The organism is Trichocoleus sp. DQ-A2 (genome assembly GCF_039961915.1).
Classification (GTDB): domain Bacteria; phylum Cyanobacteriota; class Cyanobacteriia; order Cyanobacteriales; family FACHB-T130; genus FACHB-T130.
The window spans coordinates 1-21,623 of the sequence record NZ_JAMPKD010000028.1 but is presented as its reverse complement, the minus strand read 5'-3'; the positions used below and the strand labels follow the sequence as shown (position 1 = coordinate 21,623).

The following is a 21,623-nucleotide window of genomic DNA, read 5'->3' as shown; positions in this document are numbered from 1 at the left end:
TGATTCGTGAAGGCAAGATATCCAATTTCTCTCTCGAAATTGGATATCTTGCCTTCAACTCAAATAGAACTGTTATAGTAGCCTAAGTAGAATTGCTTATAGATGTTTATCTATAGATGCCATATAAAGCCTTGATGGTAATTTCTAAAATACACTTAAAAATCAAAAAACTTATTTGTTAAAAAATATTTTTACCTATAGACATTTATCTATCAGTACCATATAAATTCTTGATGACAACTGCTCTAGGCATAAAAACCTATGATAGCAAAGAGTTATATAAGTTTTTTTTAGATGATTTATCGCTTAATTCTTTAAATCAATTATTCCCTTTTGGTTACTTGAACCATTAAGATAAGCAGAACGCTTAAGAAATTATTAATTCGGCATTCGCCTTACTGCATAGGTTGGTTAGGGAAATTACGGGTTGGCTGAAAGCAACCCTAGCTTTGCTGCAAGTTTGGAGGGAATTCAGTGGTTCAGGCTCTCATCGATACTATTTGGTTAGTCCCTTGCTATGCCTTAATTGGTGCTATTTCCGGGCTATTATGGTCGCCCGGTGTCATCCGCCGCACAGGGCCGCGCCCCGCTGGTTACATTAACTTGCTGATGACCTTTTTGGCATTCGTTCATAGCTTAGTGACTCTGCAAGCGATTTGGAACCAGCCGTCTCAAGAAATAACGTTTACATGGCTGTCGGCAGCGGGTTTGGATTTAAATTTCCCCCTAGAAATCTCAGTAATTAACGTTGCAGCGATCGCTTTAGTAACCGGGTTAAACCTGCTAGCCCAGATATACGCGATCGGCTACATGGAGATGGACTGGGGCTGGGCACGCTTTTATGCCTTGCTGGGGCTTTTTGAGGCAGGGATGTGTGCTTTAGCTTTGTGCAACTCCTTGTTCTTTAGCTACGTAATCCTGGAAATCCTCACCTTGGGGACTTATTTGCTGGTAGGGCTTTGGTTTAGCCAGCCGCTAGTGGTGACGGGGGCGCGGGATGCTTTCTTAACCAAGCGGGTTGGGGATTTAATCATGCTGATGCCAGTCATTGCCTTGTATCCCCTGGCAGGAAGTTGGAATTTTAACGATCTAGCAGAATGGGCAAAAACCGCTGATTTAGACCCTACACTAGCCGCGCTATTAGGTTTAGGTTTAATTGCTGGCCCGATGGGTAAATGCGCTCAATTTCCGTTGCATTTATGGTTGGATGAGGCAATGGAAGGGCCGCTTCCCAGCACGATTTTGCGGAACTCGGTCGTCGTGGCAACAGGTGCCTGGGTGTTGATTAAGTTGCAACCTGTGTTAGCGCTTTCTCCGATAGTGTCGCTGGCGCTGATATCGATCGGTGGTGTGACGGCGGTTGGCGCTTCCTTGATTGCGATCGCCCAAATTGATATCAAACGCGCTTTATCCTATTCCGTCAGCGCCTACATGGGATTGGTATTTATCGCCGTAGGCACTCAGCAAGATGATGCAGCTTTGTTGTTGATCTTGACTCATGCGATCGCAATGGCGCTGTTGGTAATGAGTGTTGGTGGAATTATTTGGAACAACATCACCCAAGACTTAACCCAACTCGGCGGTTTATGGTCGCGCCGTCCCATATCCGGGTTAGCCTTTCTGGTTGGGACGCTGGGGTTAATCGCTTTTCCGCCTTTAGGCAGCTTCTGGGCATTGCTGAAATTGGCAGATGGTTTGTGGGCAACTCAACCTTGGCTAGTCGGGTTATTGCTGGTGGTCAATGGTTTGACAGCCTTCAGTTTAACGAGAGTGTTTGGGCTGATTTTTGGCGGAGAACCCAAGCCAATGACTGTACGATCGCCAGAAGCATTTTGGCCTTTAACTTTCCCCATGATAGTTTTGGCCGCCTTCACCCTCCACCTCCCCTTAGTGTTACAAAGCTTGTCGCTACTGCCGAGTTGGGCAACTCTCAATAAAGATATGGCGCTGCTGTTGATTTGGTCTAGCATCTTTGGTTGCAGCCTTGGCGGGATAATTTATCTGAATAAAATGTGGAAAAAACCCGTCCAACTTCCTTGGAAACCCCTGCAAGATTTGTTGGCTTATGACTTTTACACCGCCAAAATTTACCGCGTGAGTATTGTTTTCAGCGTTGCTTTAGTTTCCCGCTTCATCTCTGCCTTTGACCGCTACTTAGTGGATGGCTTCGTTAATTTTGTCGGAGTTGCTTCCCTTTTCGGCGGACAAAGTTTGAAATACAGCACTTCCGGACAATCCCAAGCTTATGCGATGACGATAGTAATGGGAATAATTGTCTTAGGAATGCTATTATATTGGCGCTTCTTTCATGCCGCTTCACCACTCTTTGTAGCACTCGCTCAATAGGTCGAGAGTGGGCGATCGCTGCCCTACCAAACTAACTGAAAACCCGGTTGGTTGAGAACTTTTTGTCATTAGTCCTTTTTAAATTGCAAAGGATACATAACTAATGACAAAATACAAAGAGAGCAAGTCTTTAACCCTTAGGAAGGAAGCTACGAACCAATGAATTCAAAAAAGCAGAAAGGACAATTCTCCAGACGGAATTTGCTGAAATTTAGCGCAGGCGCAGTAGGAGCAGGGGTCGTAACTGCCGGACTCGGAACCAAGTTGGTTTTCCCCGACCAAGCCGTTGCAGAGAATGACATGACCCCCGATCAAGCGCTGCAAAGTTTAATGGAGGGGAATCAACGGTTTATTACCAGAAAAACTAAAAATATCAACCGAGATTTTCAACGTTTGACCGCCGTTGCGAAAACTCAGAAGCCATTTGCGGCGATTCTCAGTTGCGCGGATTCGCGGGTTCCTTCTGAGATTATCTTTGACCGGGGATTTGGAGATTTGTTTGTATGCCGCGTGGCAGGAAATATCGCAACTCCGGAGGAAACCGGGAGCCTAGAATTTGGGGGTTTAATATTAGGAACCAAGGTAATCATGGTCATGGGGCACAAAAGATGTGGGGCGGTAGATGCCACCATTAAAGGTGCCCAAGTGCCCGGTCAAATTGGTAGCTTAATTGAGGCAATAAAACCAGGTGTAGAAAATTCAAAAGGCAAACCCGGCGATCGGCTAGAGAATGCTAGCAAAGCGAATGTTTTGGTTCAAGTAGAAAGATTGAAAACCTCTCCTGTTATTTCTCAGTTAATTCAGGAAAATAAACTGAAAGTTGTAGGTGGTTATTACGATTTGGACACTGGCAAAGTCACCTTACTGAGTTAGGTAGAGCTATAGCAATCCTATTTAAGTGGTGAGATGTCTTCGATTAACGAAGCGCGATCGCGTGTTAACGGAGGGAAAAAAGAGAGAAGAATATCTCCTACATAAATTGGGATTGCTATATAGCCAAACCGCCGTTTCTATGATTCTCATTCAGCCGGTCAACAGAAATCAGCAATCAGGAATCAGCAAATAACAAACCATGCTCAGCACTTTTATTTGGCTACCCTTTTTAGGTGCCGCTCTCGTCGGATTCTTACCTAACTTATCTGCTAGTCAGCTCCGTTTACTTGCATTAGCGATTATCAGTGGAATTTTATTAGAGACAGGATTTCTTTTAACCCAATTCGACCTGAACAATGCCGGGATGCAATTCTCTGAATTTATGCCCTGGATTGAAAAATTGGGATTGAATTACAGCCTTGGTGTTGATGGTTTGTCTTTACCGCTGTTGGCTTTGAATAGCCTGCTGACATGGATTGTTATTTACAGCACCTCAAAGCAGATTACTCGTCCTCAGCTTTACTATTCTTTAGTGCTGCTGGTCAATGCTGGAATTGCGGGTGCCTTCCTGTCGCAGAATTTGATGCTGTTTGTGTTGTTCTACGAACTAGAACTGATTCCGCTGTACTTGTTAATTGCCATCTGGGGCGGAACTGAAAAGCGTGGCTACGCAGCGATGAAGTTTCTCATTTATACAGCGCTTTCTGGAATTTTAATTCTGGCGGCATTTTTGGGTATAACTTGGCTGGGTAACGCTCCTAATTTTGATTACAATGCCAACATTGCTCAAGGTTTACCGTTACAAGCGCAGCTAATCCTGCTAACAATGCTGGTAGTGGGTTTCGGAATCAAAATTCCCCTAGTTCCGTTGCATACTTGGTTGCCAGATGCTTATGTCGAGGCTTCACCACCCGTAGCCATTCTTTTAGGTGGCATCCTGGCAAAGTTAGGAACCTATGGTTTAGTACGGTTTGGTCTAGGAATGTTTCCCGAAACCTGGACAATTGTGGCACCAGGGTTAGCGATTATCGGAGCGTTTAGTGCCGCTTACGGGGCGCTGAGTGCGATCGCTCAAAAAGATATCAAGCGCATGGTCGCTTATAGCTCTATTGGTCACATGGGCTATGTTCTGTTAGCCGCCGCCGCCGCTACACCGCTTAGTTTACTCGGTGCCGTCATGCAAATGGTTAGTCACGGCATCATCTTAGCCATCCTTTTCCATTTGGTGGGTGTTATCGAAAGCAAAGTTGGCACCCGCGATTTAGATGTCTTGAATGGTTTGTTGAGTCCCCAACGCGGCTTACCGCTTACCACTGCTTTGCTAGTTCTAGGCGGAATGGCGAGTGCTGGTATCCCCGGTATGGTAGGCTTTATCGCTGAATTTTTAGTGCTGCAAGGTAGTTTCATCGTATTTCCAATTCCAACCCTAGTTTGTGTGGTTTGTAGCGGTTTAACGGCAGTTTATTTTGTGATCCTCATTAACCGCACCTGTTTTGGCAAACTGAACAATGCCGCAGCCTACTATCCCAAAGTTGAATGGGTTGAGCGTACCCCAGCTTTAGTTTTAGCAGCCTTAATCTTCTTCTTGGGAATCTTCCCCAATTGGCTGGTGCGTTGGAGTGAACCGACAACAGCTGCAATGGTTGCTACCATGCCCGCGACTACTACTCAGCAAGTTGCTATCCACTACCAGTCTTCAGTTCAGCAATAGAAAATTACTTTCATTCCTCTCGTTACGGCGCTCAGCCTGGAAACGAGAAACCTAAGCCCCCAGCTCCCTTAAGCGCTAGGGAAGGGGTTGGGGGACAGCTAAAAATACCGTCCTCACAACAAAATAACGACTCATTAAAAAACATTCAGCAATTCACCTAAAAGAACTAAAAATGGTACAAACTCCATCTAAGCCTTCAACAAAATTACCTCCTTCTAACCATGAATTTGCCGAAATTATTCACCGCTTAGAAGCTGGTGGTGCCATGCTGCCAGATACGCCGGAAAATCTCATGCAAATTATCGGTATTTATAAAGCGTATGCAGTACCGATGGATTTCTACTGGCGCGACCTGCTTTATATTGCCGAGCATGTCTTTTTAAATCCCTTTCCCTTCTTTAAATACTTCCTGCCCAAGGAGTATTTAGAGTTACATAATCATTACGCTGGAGATGATGCAGATTTGCGAATCTGGCGTGGAGAAGCCACTGCTCATCCCGAACTTCTAGAGTTTATGGAGAAGGGCGAAACTTCTAAAATGCCCAAGTTATTCCATCACTTAGGGCATGACCGAATTAATATGGAATTTGCCGAAGCTTGTATGCAAGCAATGCTTTGGCACGGCAGAGATATGGGCTGGGGTAAATTCGATGCCTATCTGGATACCGATGAATATAAAGCGAATGCAGATAGAGCAATTAAGGCTTACTTCCAAGGCAATCCGGCGATGCTGGGATTGTATAAACTGTTCCCTGATATGTTCTTAGAACAGGTGCGCCAACTGTCTTACTACAGTAATTTAGGCTTGTTCTGGGAAGTGATGGCTCCAGTTTTCTTTGAGATGTCCGACCTCTACGATGAGGGGAAAATTACCAGTGTGCCGGAAGCGATGAATTTTCTGGTAAATGGAATTTTTGCGATCGCGGGTCGTCCAATTTATCATCACGTTTACATTCGGGGTGAAAAGTATGAAATTATCCCCAAATCTTGCGGTTTCACATGGCTGTACGAAGCAGCATTACCGTATGTGGAAGCTGTATTCTACCGCACGGCTCCCTTCCGGGGTACAAAATCTTACAATGCTCAGGCAAAGCAAGTTCCGGAAAATCAGAAAGATTTCCACTATGGAATTCTCTATGCTGATGTATTTCCGGTGGGAACTGCTGGCATTCCGCCGACATTGTTAATGCAGGATATGCTGCATTTCCTCCCACCCTATCTCGTGGATTACTATCGCCAACACTGCCGCGGTGAAGATGATATGTTAATCCAATTAGGGATTACTTTCCAACGCTCGATGTACTGCGTTACTTCTGCTGTTATCCAAGCATTGCGGACGGCACTTCTCTATCCTTTAGATGACTCCAATCCGAAGCATTTACAAGCAAATCGGGAGTTTTTTGAAGCTCAGATGGATCGCTTTAAGCGTCCTGAAGCTCGTTTGCGGGATATTCAGCAGTCGGATTATCGATAGGAGATCCCCCCAAACCCCGCGCTAACGCGCCGCTTCGCTAGAAAAAAGGGGGGCTTTTAAAAGGAGCGCTCGCACTCTGATTCCTCCAACACACCTCAAATAGGGTTTTTAAAAAGGGAGCGAGCGCTCCCTTTTTTTTATTTAACCCATTAAAATTACCGTGTCGATAACGTGAATCACGCCATTATCCGCTTCGATATCTGGTGCGAGAACTGTAGCATTTTTCACCTCAAAACCATCAGAACAATCAATTCTGATGGGTGAACCTTCAACTGAGGTGACAGAACTTACTTTCTCTAAATCGGCTTTCATTAACTTGCCAGGAACGACATGATAGGTGAGAATTCTGGCAAGCTGGGGAATATTTTGCACCAAGGTTTGAATCGTTCCGGGTGGAAGTTTGGCAAAGGCATCATCATTCGGTGCAAAGACAGTAAAAGGGCCAGGACTTTTCAGCGTGTCCACCAACCCTGCCGCTTGGACAGCAGTTACTAAAGTTTTGAAAGAACCCGCACCAACGGCAATATCAACAATGTCAGCCATCTGTTCTCACTTAATAGATTGTATGGAAAAGCTCTGATAACAGTGTAGGGTGAGCCTTGCCAATATTATTGGATTGGCTATTTGCGATCGCTTTAAATCTTTAATGTTCGTTAAAAGCAGTTGTAATCTCTTGATCGCAGAGATTTGTTCACGTAGACAGAACCACCTGATTGCGTCCGCGTCGTTTGGCTTCATAGAGAGCTTTATCTGCGGCTTCATTGAGTTGGGTCGCTTCATCTACGTTGGGAAAGACAGCGATGCCACAGCTAAAAGTAACCGAAAACTCAGCGCCGTCAGACTGCTGCCGAACTTGTGCAAAACCTTCGCGGATTCGGTTGAGAACTTGCACGGCTGTTGCACCATCTGTATTCGGGAGGATAGCCGCAAACTCTTCCCCGCCATAACGACCCGTGATATCAGTTTTTCGCAAACGCTGCTGTAACAGACGGGATAAACTTTTCAGTACGCGATCGCCTGTGAGATGACCATAAGTATCGTTGACTGACTTAAAATCATCAATATCAATCATGGCAAAGGCAAGGTTCGTCTTTTCCCGCCGACCTCGTTGCACCTCAATACTGAGTTGCTCTTTAATCGTCGTATGATTGAGCAGCCCAGTCAGACTATCGCGCACCATCACCGAACGTAAAAGACGCGATCGCTGCACTCGCGGCATCACCGACGCAATCAGATGATTTGGCTGAATCGGCTTGGTTAAAAAATCATCCCCGCCTAGCTGAATCGCCGCTAGCTGCTTATTCAGATCCGTCTCCATCGACAGAAACACAATCGGAATGCCCACATAAGCCGGTTGCTGACGGATCACCGCTGCCAGTTCCACTCCATCGCATCCCGGCATATACATATCCATCAAAATTAGATCCGGTCTGAACTCAATTAACGGCGGCATCACCTGCAACGGATCTGTCACCACCAGCGCCGTCATTCCCGCCTGTTCCAAAGTCCAACCATAGAAGGATGCCAAAGGCGCATCATCGTCAACAATTAAAATGCGATACGGCTCTGGTGCTTGCGGCACTGTCAGCAAATCCAGCGCATCAATCAATTCTCCAATATTAATTGGCTTGGGAAAATACGCCTTTCCACCCGCTCTCACCGCCTGTAAACGAGCCATGAGATCGTTTCTGGCAGAAATAAACAAAACTGGCAGCGGTTGCTCTCGGTGCTGCTGGATGGCAGTAATTGTTTTGGGGCCAGCGAGACTGTCTTGGGGGAAAACAACATCTACAATTGCAGCGGCAGGTGGTGTTTGCGCGATCGCCTCCTCCAGTTCAGCAATTTTGTCAAAAGTGCGAACCTGATAACCAAAACAACTGATTTGCAACGCCAAATCCTGCGATAGATGCGGATCGTCTTCCACCAAAAAAATCAGCCGATTCTCTGTCCAAGGCTCTTGAGACTGCAACGGGGGGAGGTTTAGATCCAGTACACAAGTGTCCTCCACTGCGATCGCCTGTTTCAATCCTCCTACCAGCACGCAGATTTGTGCTTGCTCTTCTGCGGTTGGCAACTTTCCACTATCCAAAATCGCCTTGAACACCAGTTCCAAGGTTCGTGCCGCATTCCCTAACCCCAGCAACCCAAACGTGGCACTAGAACCCGCCAAACGGTGCATCAGGTGGTGTAGCGTTTCCAAAGGTGAGGCAGCGGCTTCTAGCAGGGACTGAGGCGGATTTTGAGAAGACGAAAGGGGCTGAACCTTTGAGGTGCTGAGGGGTTGATGTTCTTGATTCTCTCCTGCTCCGGGCAGGGTTTCCCCGCCCCTACATCCTGACTCCCCAGCTACGGTCCCTCTTTCCTCAAGGCTTCCCAGCAGCTGATTCCAAATTGTTTCAATCTGCTCAATTCGACTCGGCAGTTGTTGCCTATAGGCAAGGCGTAGGGCATTGAGTTGTTCTTGCGGATCTTGAAGCGCATCAATCATGGTACTGGAACCACATACGATTGAGAGTTGCAGAAAGGGTCATGGGATCGAACGGCTTCGCAATCACATCCAATACACCAAGTTGCTTATAATAAGCTACTTCATGGGTTTGCACTTTGGCTGTCAAGAAAATTACCGGAGTGCTTAAAGTTTGCGGGAGTTCCCGCAGTGCCTTTAGGGTGGTCATCCCATCCATCCCAGGCATCATCACATCCAGCAAAATCAAATCTGGGGCAAATATCGGCGCTTTCTGAATCGCTTCGCTCCCAGAACTACAGACTTCTACCGTGAAACCGCCGACTACTTTCAAACCCAAGCAGGCAACGGTCTGAATGTCCGGATCATCTTCCACCAACAAGATACGAGTTAAAGATGGAGTTGTCATATTGCTTTTGATTGATTACTCATTAATTTAAACTGAGTCGGAAGAAAAAGCATATCTATAAAAAAAGAGAAGATTCTACAATTCATTTGGGATTGCGATAGTTTAGGGTTTATTGTTATTCCCTCTACGAATAACGAACTCATTCCCTATCTCCAGAAAGTAGTCAGACTAAATTATTAGTAAGCTCGGAAAAGCGCTTTTTACTCCCCGTCTTACCCTTGCCATGTTGAGTTCCTTACCTCAAACTCCACGCCTCTCAACGCGGAGAACCAAGCAGGATGGGAATGGCTCCCCAGTTTACAATATGACATGGTTTAATTCGGTCATCCTACTAAATATTTTGATTTTTAGTTTATAAATTAAAAATTTAATAACAACTATTTAAACTCCATTAAATTTAAGTTTCAATAAACGTTTAATTTATTGAAACTTAAAAAAACAGAATTAAGAAGCGGAATTACCGCGTCCAATTAGGGATTTAATCGTTTCCAGCAACTGCTGATTGGAGGTGCGGGACTTGACGAGTGCCGCAGCTACGTGATGTGCCGCCTCCATGCCAACGGTATTGGCGGAGAAAATGACTGCGGGGATGGAGGAAAAAATCTGATTGTTGAGATCCGCTAGCAATTCTAGACCAGAACCATCCGGTAAACTGAGGTCAAGAATCACTAAGTCAAAAGTTTTAGAAGACAGCTTGTGTCTTGCCTCATGAAGATTTTTAGCTGAATCAATTTCGGCGATATTCTGCAAAATTGTTGAGACCACCTGAGTTAAATCCGGATCGTCCTCAACATACAAAATATGAGGCTTACTGTCTGAGTTCTGCCGAACTGCTTGGCGGACAGATGCCATCAATCGCGCCTGATCTATTGGTTTATCCAGCCAGTCTATCACCGGCAATCCACCGCCACTGAGTTGTTCGCGCCCCTGTTGGGCTTTGGCAGAAACGACCACAATCGGGAGACTCTGAGTATTTTCATCTTCCCGCAGTTCGCGGATCAAAGAGATGCCATCTTGACCGGGTAGCGCCAAATCTACAGTCATCGCTGCATAGCAATTTTCTGACAAAAGCTGCTTGGCTTGGGCTGCATTGTAGGCGATATCTGCACTTAAACCTTCTTGTTTCAGCATCAGCGACAGCAGCGTGGCAATATCGGGATCGTCTTCACAGATAAGGATGGGGAGACTTTCCGGCGAGTGGGAAGTCATAATCTTTGAGATCCGTGCTTCTTGCCATTCTGGTAAATCGAAGTAGAAAGTCGTCCCGACATTCGTTTGAGTTTCAAAACTAATGTGTCCTCCGAGTTTTTCTACGATCGCTTTGCAGATACTTAAACCTAAGCCAGTTCCTCCCTTTTGACGGGTATCTGAGGAATCTGCTTGAGCAAATTTCTGAAAAATCCGAGGGCGAAAGTCTTCGGGAATCCCACAACCGCAGTCGGTAACGGCAACGCGGATGGTATTTGGCGATTGAGTTGGACGGGAAACGGAGAGGGTGACGGTACCATTGGGGGGAGAGAATTTGGCGGCGTTGGAGAGTAGATTCGTTAGTACCTGCATCAGGCGGTCGCGATCGACATTTACCTGAACACCGGACAACTCAGACTCCAGTACCAACTGCACCCCAAACTGTTCGCCATAGCCCCGGTTCGCCTCCAGCGCCTGCTCTACGAGTGGCATTAGTTCCAGCGGCTGGAGATGAAAATCCATTTTGCCGGATTCAATCTTTTCAATATCTAAAATGTCGTTAATCAGGAGAATCAGACGCTCGGTATTTTTATAAGCAATATTCACTAGCGCCTTTGCCTCATTGGGAATTTCACCCGTCACACCTCCAGCAATTAAACTCAAGGAGCCTCGCACCGAAGTGAGCGGCGTCCTCAATTCATGGCTGACGATGGAGACAAATTCGTTTTTCAGTCGCTCCATCTCCTTGCGCTCGGTAATATCGCGCACGATTGCCAGCACTTCATCCGCTCCGTTGACAACAACGCGAGCTTCATAATCGCGCACAGAGCCTATCTCTCCGGTTGGGTAAGCGGGATTCAAGGGAGCGAGCAGTTGATATTCAAAAACTTGGATCTCGTTAGCAGACAGCGCTTTGGCTACATAATGCAGCATTTGCTGCGCTACCTCGGTTGGCAAAAGCTCCTGCACAGTTTGACCGATGACTCGAGCGGGAGCGATCGCCCGAACGTCATTTTTAGCGGCTCTGAAGTCTAGAAAGGTGCCATCTTCACGGATGCGAAACATCGAATCTGGGATCGCGTCGAGGAGGGCGCGAGTTTTGGCTTCACTTTGGCGCAACACTTCGCTTTGGCGGAGGGTTTCCTCTACTTGGATGCGTTCGGTGATGTCGGTGGCGACGCCAATTGCGCCCATGACTTCGTTGTTGGCGTTTCGCAGGGGCGAATAGCGAACCTCGAAGGTCAATTTGCCCATTTTTACCAGGGATGTTAAGGCTTTGCCGGATAGCGCTTGCCGAACCTCTTCGAGAATCTGTGGGAAGCGGCGGTACACCTCAAAGATGGATTGACCAACCACCTTACCCGCTTCCAGTCCCAAAGTATCCAGACCGCTCCCTTCGGAAAAGGTAATGACACCCCGATCGTCTAAGGCAAATAGAACGATGGGCGCACTTTTCACCACAGTCCGCAGACGTTCCTCGCTATCGCGCAATGCAGTCTGAGCGGCTTGCGATCGCGCTAGTTCCGCTTCTACTTGCTCGAACAAAGCGGCTTGTTGAATGGCGATCGCGATTTGCACGCTCAGTGCCTCTAGCAGTTCGACTTCCTCATATTGCCACTGCCGCGACGAGCGACAGTGATGGGCAATTAGCAACCCCCACAAGTGGTCTCCTTGCAAAATCGGTACGACTAGATTCGCTCGCACCTGAAATTGCTCTAACAATTCAATATGGCAGGGGTTGAGCTGAGCCGTGTAGATATCTTCAATGACACGGATACGACCTTGTTGATAAGCCGCAGCGTAGGTTTTGCCAAAGCACGGATCTTTGATATTGCTTCCCAGCACCGCCAACCACTGGGCACTCACGGACTCTACAACGACGGTGCCACTTCCATCCGGCTCAAAGCGGTACAAGATCGTTCGGTCTGTCTGAAGAAACTGCCGCACTTCCTCCACGGCAGTGTTGAGAACATCCTCCAGCTTCAAGGATTGGCGGATACGCTCTTGCATCGCTCCTAAGAGCTGCTCCCGTCGCAGAAGCTGCCGTAAAACGGCTTCAGCCTGCTTGCGGGCGGTAATGTCGGTGTGAATCCCAATCAACCCGACTACATTACCATTGTCATCGGCGATGGCATCAGCCCGAAGCAAAATCGATATAGTGCGATCGCTACGAGTACGCATCTCGACTTCACCACTCCAACAGGAGTTGCCTTGTTTGATCGTGCTGATGACTTCACGAGCGACATTCGGATCGCAGTAGCGGATAGCTGGCCCCCCAGCCGCATTTATTTCGTCTGTGGTGTATTCAAACAATTCCACAAACGCCGGATTGTGATAGAGGGACTGCCCTTTGGCGTTCGTAATGATGATGGCATCACTCGCATTTTCAACGGCTTTGCTAATCCGAATCAGATGTTCTTGGGCTTCCACTCGGTCGGTGATGTCAGTTTGGACACCCACAAAGTTTGTGAGTTTTCCTTGGGGATTCTTTACTGGCGCAACTCGCAGTTCGTTCCAGAAAAGCGTCCCATCTTTGCGGTAATTCCGCAAGGTGACATTGCACTCTTTTCCGTCCCGGATTGCCGTTCGCAATTGAGCGATCGCCGGTTGCTCTGTATCGATTCCTTGCAAGAAGCGGCAGTTGTGCCCTAAAACTTCGCTCTCGGAGTACCCGGTCATTTCCTGGAAACTGGGATTGATATAAATCAAGGGATTGTCTGGCAAGCTCGCGTCGCTAATCACGATGCCGTTATTGCTAGCAGCGATCGCCTTCTCCAACAGGTGTAGGTGTTCCTGTGATGGATGGCGCTCGGCGATCGCATCTCTCGACACGATCAATCCGCCGATTTCACCTGTGCCAGTGCGCCACGGCTGTACTTCCCACCTTACCCACTCCACAGTTCCATCAGTACGGGGTAAAGATTCTTCAACCTTCTCGATGCTTCCCGCTAAACAACGCTGATGAATTGCCTGCCAACGGTCTGCTACTCCACGCTCAATTTCATAGTAAGAGCGCCCGATAATATCCTCACCAAGATTTTGCTCCGTCAGCCATCGATGACTGAACAGCAGGTAACGCATCTTGCGGTCGAACATGGCAACGGCTGCTGGCGCTTGCTGGATAAACAGTTGAAGCAACTCTTGGTTATCGGTGTAATTCATGAGTCAGGCTGGGGGTGAGCGGGAAGTTAAAGTGACGCAGCTAAACACTTCTATTCCAAGGGTGCCCAAATGCAATCTTTAGCTATCATCGGCATCACCAAATCGCTGCTTCCGGGCGCTGACAATCCGGCTCAGTGCAGGAACCGATCCCTCCTTAGCCCCTTTTTTAAGCGGGAATTAGATTGGAGGATTGGGGAGATCGAAATTGAGGGCGTTGGAGCCAAAACTCATGTCACAAGTCCATGAAATTTTGAATTTTTGGTTTGGCAAACCCGATGAGGCGGGTTATGGGAAACCCCGTAAAGTCTGGTTTACCAAAAAACCGCAGTTTGATGAGGAGATCCGAACCCGCTTCTTAGGAGACTACGAACTAGCCGCAGCGGGTCAGTTAAATCCCTGGAAGGAATCGCCCCAAAGCTGTTTAGCACTGATACTGCTATTAGATCAATTTCCACGCAATTTGTTTCGCGGGAGTGCCCAAGCCTTCGCTACCGATAGCCTTGCTCTGTCTGTGGCACAGCACGCAGTTGCCAATGGCTTCGATCGAGAATTGCTGCCAGTCCAGCGATGCTTTATTTATTTACCTTTTGAACATAGTGAAAATCTCGAACATCAGCGTCAGTCAGTGGAGTTATTTCAGCAATTGGGCGACGATCCTGACTGTATTGATTACATTTCCTACGCAGTTCGACACTTCGAGGTAATTGAACGCTTTGGGCGATTTCCCCATCGCAATCAGATTCTCGGTCGAGAGACAACGACCCAGGAGGCAGAGTTTCTTCAGCAGCCTGGGTCGTCATTTTAACGATTAAGATGCAACTGCATTGACTGTCTTGTCGCGCTGTCCCCTACTTACGAGTTGCTCGTTAAAGGACAGGGCGCTTGGCTTGCACCTTCACCTGCAAACCCGCTGTATGCGGTTGATACTCTTTCAAGTCGATCTTGACTGGCTGGACGTTCCAAATTTCTTGGCAATACTCCTTAATCGTGCGATCTGAGGAAAATTTCCCCGTGCGAGCAACGTTGAGAATTGACATTCGAGTCCAGTGCTTTGCGTCTCGATAAGCTCGGCTGACTTCTTGCTGGCAGTCAATATACGCTTGGTAGTCGGCAAAGAGCATATACTCATCCCTGTCTAGCAACGATTCCACAATTGGTTTGAAAAGGTCGCGATTGTCGGGTGAGAAGTAGCCGGAAGCGATCGCGTCGATCGTTTGTCGCAGTTCGGCGTTGCTATGGTAATAGTCTCGCGGGTTGTATCCCCTTGCCTTCAGTGCATATACTTCTTGAGTTGTCAAGCCAAATAAGAAAAAGTTTTCAGGCCCGACTTCTTGGCGGATCTCGATGTTGGCACCGTCCAGCGTTCCGATAGTAAGCGCCCCATTCATGGCGAACTTCATGTTGCCCGTCCCGGAAGCTTCTTTGCCCGCCGTGGAGATTTGCTCGGAAAGATCGGCGGCTGGATAAACTCGCTGACCGAGAGAAACCGAGAAATTTGCCAAGAAAACGACCTTAATGCGATCGCGCACATCCGGGTCATTATTGACGACTTTCGCCACCGAATTAATCAACTGAATGACCAGTTTGGCAATGTAGTAGCCAGGAGCGGACTTGCCTGCAAAAATAAAAGTCCGGGGCAAGATATCAACATTGGGATCTTTTTTGATCCGGTTGTACAGCGTAATAATGTACAGCACATTCAACAGCTGACGCTTGTACTCGTGAATCCGCTTCACCTGAATATCAAACAGAGAATCTGGATTTACTTCAATGTCGTTGTAGAGCAGAATGTACTCTGCCAAGGATTGCTTATTTTTGCGCTTAATCGACGCGAAGCGAGAGCAAAACTCAGCATCGTCAACAAATGCTTCTAGCTGCTTGAATTGATCGAGTTGTGTTACCCAATCATTGCCAATTTTCTCGGTAATCAGCTCAGACAGATGGGGATTGCTCAGCAACAACCACCGGCGCGGTGTCACCCCGTTCGTTTTGTTATTAAACTTTTCGGGCCACAATTCGTAGAAATCTCGCAAGACATCTGCTTTGAGCAAATCGGTATGCAGTGCTGCTACCCCATTGATGGAATGGCTGCCCACGCAAGCTAAATGCGCCATGCGGACGTACTTCTGGGCACCTTCCTCAATAATTGACAATCTCCCCACCCGCGCCTCATCTCCCGGATACTTGGCACGTACCTCATCGAGAAAGTGACGGTTAATTTCATAGATAATCTCTAAGTGCCGAGGCAACAGATGCTCAAACAAGCTCACAGGCCAGCGTTCTAGAGCCTCAGAGAGCAGTGTATGGTTCGTGTAGGCGAAGACGCGCCGAGTGATGTACCAAGCTCGGTTCCAGCCTAATTCGTACTCATCCACCAGCAACCGCATCAGTTCGGCAACCCCAATCGATGGGTGCGTGTCGTTGAGCTGGATAGCGACTTTGTCGTAGAACCGATCGAAAGTCCGGTGAATGCGCTGATGCGAATTGATAATGTCTCGGAGAGAACAACTGACGAAGAAATACTGTTGTTCTAGGCGCAGTTGCCGACCCTGAGAGGTGTTGTCGTTGGGATAGAGAACTTTTGAGATATTTTCAGAAAATATCTTGTTGGTAACGGCACCGGCATAGTCACCGCTGTCGAAAACTTGGAAGTCGAACTCTTCAGAAGCCCCCGCCCGCCAGAGACGCAGCGTATTCACCGTATTGTTGTTGTACCCAGATACGGGTGTATCGTAGGGCGTCCCTAAGATTTTCCGATCGGGAATCCAACGCACTCGATAACGACCTTGTCCATCGCTGTAAGCTTCTGTATATCCGCCGAACTTCACTTCAACGGTTAATTCTGAGCGGCGAACTTCCCAAGGGTTGCCAAACCGGAGCCATTTGTCGGGGTGTTCGACTTGAGCGCCATCCTGAATCCATTGATCAAAGATCCCGAATTCGTAGCGAATGCCGTAGCCAACTGCCGGAATTTCTAAGGTGGCGAGGGAGTCGAGAAAACAAGCCGCCAGACGTCCTAAACCCCCATTGCCGAGTCCGGGTTCTGATTCTAATACTTTGAGGTCGTTGATGTCGAGTCCGGACTCGTGGAGAGCTTGGCGTGCCCGTTCGTACAAACCTAAATTGAGTAGGTTATTGTCCAACTGACGACCCATCAAGAACTCTGCCGATAGGTAGTATACGGTTTTGACATCTTTGTCAATGTAGGTTCTGCTGGTGTTAATCCATCGGTGCAGCAAGCGATCGCGCACAGTATAAGCGAGAGCCATGTAGTAATCATGGGGCGTCGCCCAATACTCATCTTTTGCCAGCAGGTAATACAGATTATCTGCAAAGGCCCGTTTCAGGGTCACGACCGTCATCCCAGTGCGATCGTCTTCCACCTGAACTTCAACGGGTTCAATGGGTTCAATGGGTGTCTCCAAGTGGTCGGCGTGCCCGTCATACGGCGGCTCAAAACGCCCCCCCTGCGAGGGCTGATGACTACTTTCTGTCATGTATCAATCTCCGTTTAACAGCAGTCTGTTGCTAGTCCCAATCCTGTCATAACCGGCTTTAGGCTGGCACGGCGGGAAGTATTGGCGGGAAGTATTGGCAATATGCCTCCGGCACGCTGCACGAACGCATCTTCACAAAACCCGTGCCTAAGCGAATTGTGTAAATCTTTAATTTAAACCCAAAATTATTATATTTTGGCTAATGATTTTTATAGTTTTTTATTAAGCAAACTTAGAGAAATAAACATAACTCTTTATAGCGGCTAATGGTGAATTTTCTCAGGGTTCCAGCAGTACCGTGCCCTTAAAAAAAACAGATACAATAACTTTTGTTACAATTAATCTGTAAATAAATGCAGACTAAGCCGTTTTTTTATTAAAAAGTAACAACTTTTTAAGGTTTAATGTCCGATTTAAAAATTTTTGGTTCAGCATCAACACAGAATCTTCACGATTTATTCCCTAAATTAGATGTAAAAGTAAAATGAAAGATTTACTAAATACTACAGGGAGAGAAAATAGCATGAGCTTGCTGTCTTGCTTTGCGTGGTTGAAAAACGGCTTTCTGGGAGTCCCGCAAAAAACAACTAGGGAACTTATTGCACGACATTAACATTCGATAGGGAAAGAACAAGATTGTTAAGTGTTACCTAGGAAGAAGTAGTGAATATGAATGGTGAGACACTCAAAAGCAAGTATGCAGCAGGACAAAGAGACTTTCGGCAAGCGAATCTATACCGAGAAAAACTCACCTTTGCTTGTCTAGATGGAGCGAAGTTCAGTCAAGCTAATCTAGGCATGATCAACCTCAGGGGTGCAAATCTGCGTGGAGTAGACCTCCAACAAGCACACTTGATGAGGGCGAACTTGAAGGATGCAGATTTAACGGGAGCCAACCTGGAGGGAGCGAATTTAGCGGGAGCAAATCTCAGCGGAGCCAATCTTACGGGAGCCAATTTGAAAAAGGTAAATCTAAACCGAGCCGTATTAGGTGGAGCGAACCTGAGTCAAACTAATTTAAGGTACGCAAATCTCTGTGAAACCATTCTGTTTGGCGCAATTTTAACAGGAGCGATTCTGCTCAAAGCAAATGTAGCTGGGGCAGTTTTGCTGAAGACAAATTTGACCAATGCGGCTGTAATTGAAACCGATTTGAGCGAAGCACGCTTAGAAGAGGTCACGATGCCTGATGGTACAATCCATCAGTAATCGGTACGATACTGCTCAGTGCAAAACATTTTTTACATTCTGAAAAACCGTTTGTGAGCAGCCCTAATTAAATAACCGATATACTTTCACCTTGTCAGTTGGATTTAGCCAAAGCAAAATCTAACGCTAAATCCGGCAGTCTTGGTGGGTGCTGTGACCTCAAACGCCACTTGTTGGCATTACCGTTAGGGCATCAATCGGATTAGGCTGAGTTTCGTGCTTTCACCTAACCGATAGGCGATCGCATCTGACCTTGACACCATCTTGACACCATAGAGAAAGACACGATTAGTTCCTTGATTCGTAAGATATATTCTTGAAGGATGCCACTCCCTTGTAAGTAGGCTTAGCCTCCATCCTATTTACTCACCACCAGAAATTTTTATGGAAACCGTAGCGTCGATTTTGCATCAATCGGACGGAGAAATTAGTTTTCTTGTTGATGATGTCCAGGTATGTCGAGATATCATTCCTGTTAGCGAGGCTTGGAGTAAATTTGAGGAGCGATTAGGTTCTCCATTATTGGCATTCAGCCACAGTAACTCATTTGAAGTCATTCAGGAATCAGGGAATCATCCTCTAGTCACTGCTGTTCATATTGCCCACAGCGAACATCGACCGCTGTTGCTGACTCCAGATGCAATTTGGCTGACGATTGCCCAAGGGTTTGCACAACACATCAACAATCATGCCGAAGAGTTGCGATCGCGTTTTGTGGGTCATTCAGGCAAGCTGGAGTTAAAGGTTGAGACTCAAAAACTCGCTCAACCGAGTGACTGGGCTGAAGTGATTGAACAATGGTCAGAACGCATTCGTCACAATGTTCAGCCCGATATTCACTCACTCATGGTGTGCAACTTCAGCACCACTACATCCATCATTCAAACCGCAAGTCAGGTGGTGATGATGGATGCATTGCAGCAGTATTTTGATTATATAGTCCGTGGCATTTGCGGCATTCCTTGGATTACAGTGCGCGGAATAGAAGCCGACTGGCGCAGTATCCGACACCGGGTTGAAGCGATCGCTGCTTACGATTTGGGTTGGTGGACAGAACGACTGTTGCCAATTTGTGACGCTTTGATTGACACTGTTGCTGGTAGACCTCCACTGAAATTTTGGCAGCACATATACAAACCAAAGGAGATATACAGTGGAAAGGTGATTACAGGATGGTTAGCCGAGCTATTTCCTTACATTAATCACTCCGTCACCCACGCTCCTACATACAAGAATCCGATTCTAGATATCCCTCGTGCAGAACTCACGGTCGAGGACGGAATCTCACCAACAGTATTACCCACGGGACTCTCTAAAGCACCGATCGTACTCATTACCTCTCAAGGAGAAGGTTATTTAGAAGTGGTTGCAGGCTTTATTGGAGTTCGGCAACAAGATGGCTATCTCCAACCGGAAATCGGCTGGGCAGTACGGGAGCAAAATCGATTTCTCAGGTTCCTAAACACGCTAAAGCAAAAACCCGGTGTGCGATTGCCGATTGATTGGTCAGAGTGTCAACCCCCACTTGCAATGCCAAAGGAACTGACTCAACTCCACAGCCATTTCGACGGTGGCACAATTGTTGGTCAAAGCGAATATCCTTGGCACATTCGGGCATTACAGGACTATACTCATCACGAGTTGAAAGGTATTAACAAACCGTTCACTGGTTTCATCGATATTCAGGGCGATCGGTTCACTGGTTTCATGGATATTGAGGGCGATCGCTGCATTGCCTACGGTTATGTACGCCGCCTCAACAGTAGAAATCGCCTTTGGGAATGGTGGGTGATTGTAGGCAAACCCGTTTGGGAAGGAACCATTTTTGGGGAAGAAGTTTGGGCATTCACAACCGAAGACGTAAAGGTAATTGCCAAAGGAATTCCGCAACTGTTTGAACGTATCGCGAAAGCTAAGGGACAATACTACTTTGACGATCCTGACTTCCAACCAGATGATTCATTGTCGGCATCCAGATAGTTTTGGCATCCGATTCAATGGCATCACTTACTCTGATAGGTGCGATCGCGCATTCGCCTAAGCAGCCCCATTCTCCGCATACAAAGGCAATTTCACAAGTGCTACGATTGCCAGTAAATGCGCTCAACTCACATACCCAGTGTCCACATCCATACCATCTGATACACTAAATACCCAAACCATTGCGGCAGTACCAACAGAACCCGTGTGGCGTTTGAGTGTTGAGCAGTATCACCAGATGATTCGTCTTGGCATCCTAAGCGACGACGATCCGGTAGAGCTGCTGGATGGATGGTTGGTCTACAAAATGCCGAAAAATCCGCCCCATCGTGCGACCACAAAACTTACTCTAAATGCCTTAGAAGCGGTCATTCCAGAAGGCTGGTACGTCGATACTCAAGAACCTATCACCCTAGCCGATAGTGAGCCAGAACCGGATGTGGTGGTCGTTCGGGGAAGTACCCGCGATTATCTTGATCGTCATCCCGGTGCCTCTGACATCGCTCTGATTATTGAAGTTGCCGATTCTACCCTAGAGCGCGACCGTACCTCAAAACAGCGTCTCTACGCTCGTGCTGGGATTCCGATTTACTGGATTATCAACCTCCCAGAAAAGCAGATTGAGGTCTACACCGAGCCGGTTGTGGCTGAGGAATCCATCTATCAGCGTCGTCAAGATTATCAACTGTCTGATGAAGTACCTGTTGCGATCGCAGGGCAAATAGTCAGCCCTTTATCTGTGTTGGACTTGCTTCCTTAAGTGCTGATGGCTGATTGGGTTTAAGTAGAAAAATGGTAGCTGACAAAGGAAAATTCGTGAACCTAATCGATAGGCGATAGGCGATCGCGCCTAGTCTATTAACTCTCTCTTTTTATTGAAGCCTTTCTCTGTCCCTAGGTGGATTAGGCAATTCGTAACTCTTCACTACGATCCCAGTAAATTGAACCGTATAAAGCACTAGAAATTAAATCAAGGTAGGAAAATAGAATGAGAATTTTCTTTTGGGTAACTTTGTCTTTTGTCAGTGTTGGGGCGATCGCCCTTCTTCTCCAACCCATTATTGACGTTCATTAATTTATGTTTTTTTCTAACCAAAAGGCCAGTCGTTAGTTCAGTTTAGCCCTTTCAATGTAAGGGCTAATTTTTATCTATTATTCCGTCCCAAAGTCTTACCTTAACTAGCTTGCTTTTGTTAATTATAGCAATCGCCAAGGTAATTAGGACGACAAGCATAAGACATGCTCGATTGCATCTCGCAAACAATTAAACTGGTCGAGTTGTTTGCGGATGCGGCTCTTGAGCCAAGACC

Annotated in this window: 13 protein-coding genes; 8 read left to right on the top strand and 5 right to left on the bottom strand. The window is 47.0% G+C overall.

Annotated features, from left to right (window positions below):
* The first annotated feature begins 474 nt into the window (after positions 1-474).
* The 4 genes from NC997_RS22825 (at position 475) to NC997_RS22810 (ending at position 6,404) form a co-directional block, all read left to right on the top strand.
* A complete protein-coding gene (locus NC997_RS22825; RefSeq protein ID WP_190523797.1) occupies positions 475-2,346 on the top strand; it encodes an NAD(P)H-quinone oxidoreductase subunit F in 1,872 nt (623 codons plus the stop codon).
* 159 nt (positions 2,347-2,505) lie between these two features.
* Positions 2,506-3,219 (top strand): carbonic anhydrase, encoded by a 714-nt coding sequence (locus NC997_RS22820; RefSeq protein ID WP_190523793.1) that lies wholly within the window; start codon positions 2,506-2,508, stop codon positions 3,217-3,219.
* Positions 3,220-3,418: 199 nt separating this feature from the next.
* A complete protein-coding gene (locus NC997_RS22815; RefSeq protein ID WP_190523790.1) occupies positions 3,419-4,930 on the top strand; it encodes an NADH-quinone oxidoreductase subunit M in 1,512 nt (503 codons plus the stop codon).
* A 172-nt stretch (positions 4,931-5,102) separates the two neighbouring features.
* A complete protein-coding gene (locus NC997_RS22810) occupies positions 5,103-6,404 on the top strand; it encodes a CO2 hydration protein (RefSeq protein WP_190523788.1) in 1,302 nt (433 codons plus the stop codon).
* Positions 6,405-6,545: 141 nt separating this feature from the next.
* Here NC997_RS22810 and NC997_RS22805 read toward each other — a convergent pair whose 3' ends face one another.
* From NC997_RS22805 to NC997_RS22790, 4 genes are all read right to left on the bottom strand, one after another.
* Complete coding sequence (locus tag NC997_RS22805) at positions 6,546-6,947, bottom strand: fasciclin domain-containing protein (protein WP_190411546.1); 402 nt, start codon at positions 6,945-6,947, stop codon at positions 6,546-6,548.
* 148 nt (positions 6,948-7,095) lie between these two features.
* Complete coding sequence (locus NC997_RS22800) at positions 7,096-8,892, bottom strand: diguanylate cyclase (RefSeq protein WP_190411547.1); 1,797 nt, start codon at positions 8,890-8,892, stop codon at positions 7,096-7,098.
* Positions 8,885-9,277 (bottom strand): response regulator, encoded by a 393-nt coding sequence (locus NC997_RS22795; RefSeq protein WP_190427114.1) that lies wholly within the window; start codon positions 9,275-9,277, stop codon positions 8,885-8,887. The genes NC997_RS22800 and NC997_RS22795 overlap by 8 nt, the downstream gene beginning before the upstream one ends.
* Before the next feature lie 444 nt (positions 9,278-9,721).
* Entirely contained in the window at positions 9,722-13,627 is a 3,906-nt protein-coding gene (locus NC997_RS22790; protein ID WP_190523786.1) for a PAS domain S-box protein, read from the bottom strand.
* A 229-nt stretch (positions 13,628-13,856) separates the two neighbouring features.
* On the opposite strand from NC997_RS22790, the gene NC997_RS22785 reads away from it, so the two are divergent.
* Positions 13,857-14,432, top strand: coding sequence for a DUF924 family protein (locus tag NC997_RS22785; RefSeq protein ID WP_190427118.1), 576 nt, complete (start codon positions 13,857-13,859; stop codon positions 14,430-14,432).
* Between the two features lie 61 nt (positions 14,433-14,493).
* Here NC997_RS22785 and NC997_RS22780 read toward each other — a convergent pair whose 3' ends face one another.
* Positions 14,494-16,989 carry a glycogen/starch/alpha-glucan phosphorylase gene (locus NC997_RS22780; RefSeq protein ID WP_242031215.1) on the bottom strand — a complete coding sequence of 832 codons (2,496 nt, stop codon included), beginning with the start codon at positions 16,987-16,989 and terminating at the stop codon, positions 14,494-14,496.
* An 804-nt stretch (positions 16,990-17,793) separates the two neighbouring features.
* Between NC997_RS22780 and NC997_RS22775 the strand changes: the two genes are divergently transcribed.
* From NC997_RS22775 to NC997_RS22765, 3 genes are all read left to right on the top strand, one after another.
* Complete coding sequence (locus NC997_RS22775; RefSeq protein ID WP_190441366.1) at positions 17,794-18,333, top strand: pentapeptide repeat-containing protein; 540 nt, start codon at positions 17,794-17,796, stop codon at positions 18,331-18,333.
* 384 nt (positions 18,334-18,717) lie between these two features.
* Complete coding sequence (locus NC997_RS22770) at positions 18,718-20,313, top strand: DUF4419 domain-containing protein (RefSeq protein ID WP_190523781.1); 1,596 nt, start codon at positions 18,718-18,720, stop codon at positions 20,311-20,313.
* A gap of 139 nt (positions 20,314-20,452) precedes the next feature.
* Positions 20,453-21,073, top strand: a complete 621-nt coding sequence (locus NC997_RS22765) for a Uma2 family endonuclease (RefSeq protein ID WP_339380597.1) — start codon at positions 20,453-20,455, stop codon at positions 21,071-21,073.
* Positions 21,074-21,623: the final 550 nt, after the last annotated feature.

Bases quoted from the DNA above. Each gene is read 5' to 3' on its own strand.
- NC997_RS22820 (WP_190523793.1), top strand. From the start codon at position 2,506: ATGAATTCAAAAAAGCAGAAAGGACAATTCTCCAGACGGAATTTGCTG.
- NC997_RS22815 (WP_190523790.1), top strand. From the start codon at position 3,419: ATGCTCAGCACTTTTATTTGGCTACCCTTTTTAGGTGCCGCTCTCGTC.
- NC997_RS22810 (WP_190523788.1), top strand. From the start codon at position 5,103: ATGGTACAAACTCCATCTAAGCCTTCAACAAAATTACCTCCTTCTAAC.
- NC997_RS22805 (WP_190411546.1), bottom strand. From the start codon at position 6,947: ATGGCTGACATTGTTGATATTGCCGTTGGTGCGGGTTCTTTCAAAACT.
- NC997_RS22800 (WP_190411547.1), bottom strand. From the start codon at position 8,892: ATGATTGATGCGCTTCAAGATCCGCAAGAACAACTCAATGCCCTACGC.
- NC997_RS22795 (WP_190427114.1), bottom strand. From the start codon at position 9,277: ATGACAACTCCATCTTTAACTCGTATCTTGTTGGTGGAAGATGATCCG.
- NC997_RS22790 (WP_190523786.1), bottom strand. From the start codon at position 13,627: ATGAATTACACCGATAACCAAGAGTTGCTTCAACTGTTTATCCAGCAA.
- NC997_RS22785 (WP_190427118.1), top strand. From the start codon at position 13,857: ATGTCACAAGTCCATGAAATTTTGAATTTTTGGTTTGGCAAACCCGAT.
- NC997_RS22780 (WP_242031215.1), bottom strand. From the start codon at position 16,989: ATGACGGTCGTGACCCTGAAACGGGCCTTTGCAGATAATCTGTATTAC.
- NC997_RS22775 (WP_190441366.1), top strand. From the start codon at position 17,794: ATGAATGGTGAGACACTCAAAAGCAAGTATGCAGCAGGACAAAGAGAC.
- NC997_RS22770 (WP_190523781.1), top strand. From the start codon at position 18,718: ATGGAAACCGTAGCGTCGATTTTGCATCAATCGGACGGAGAAATTAGT.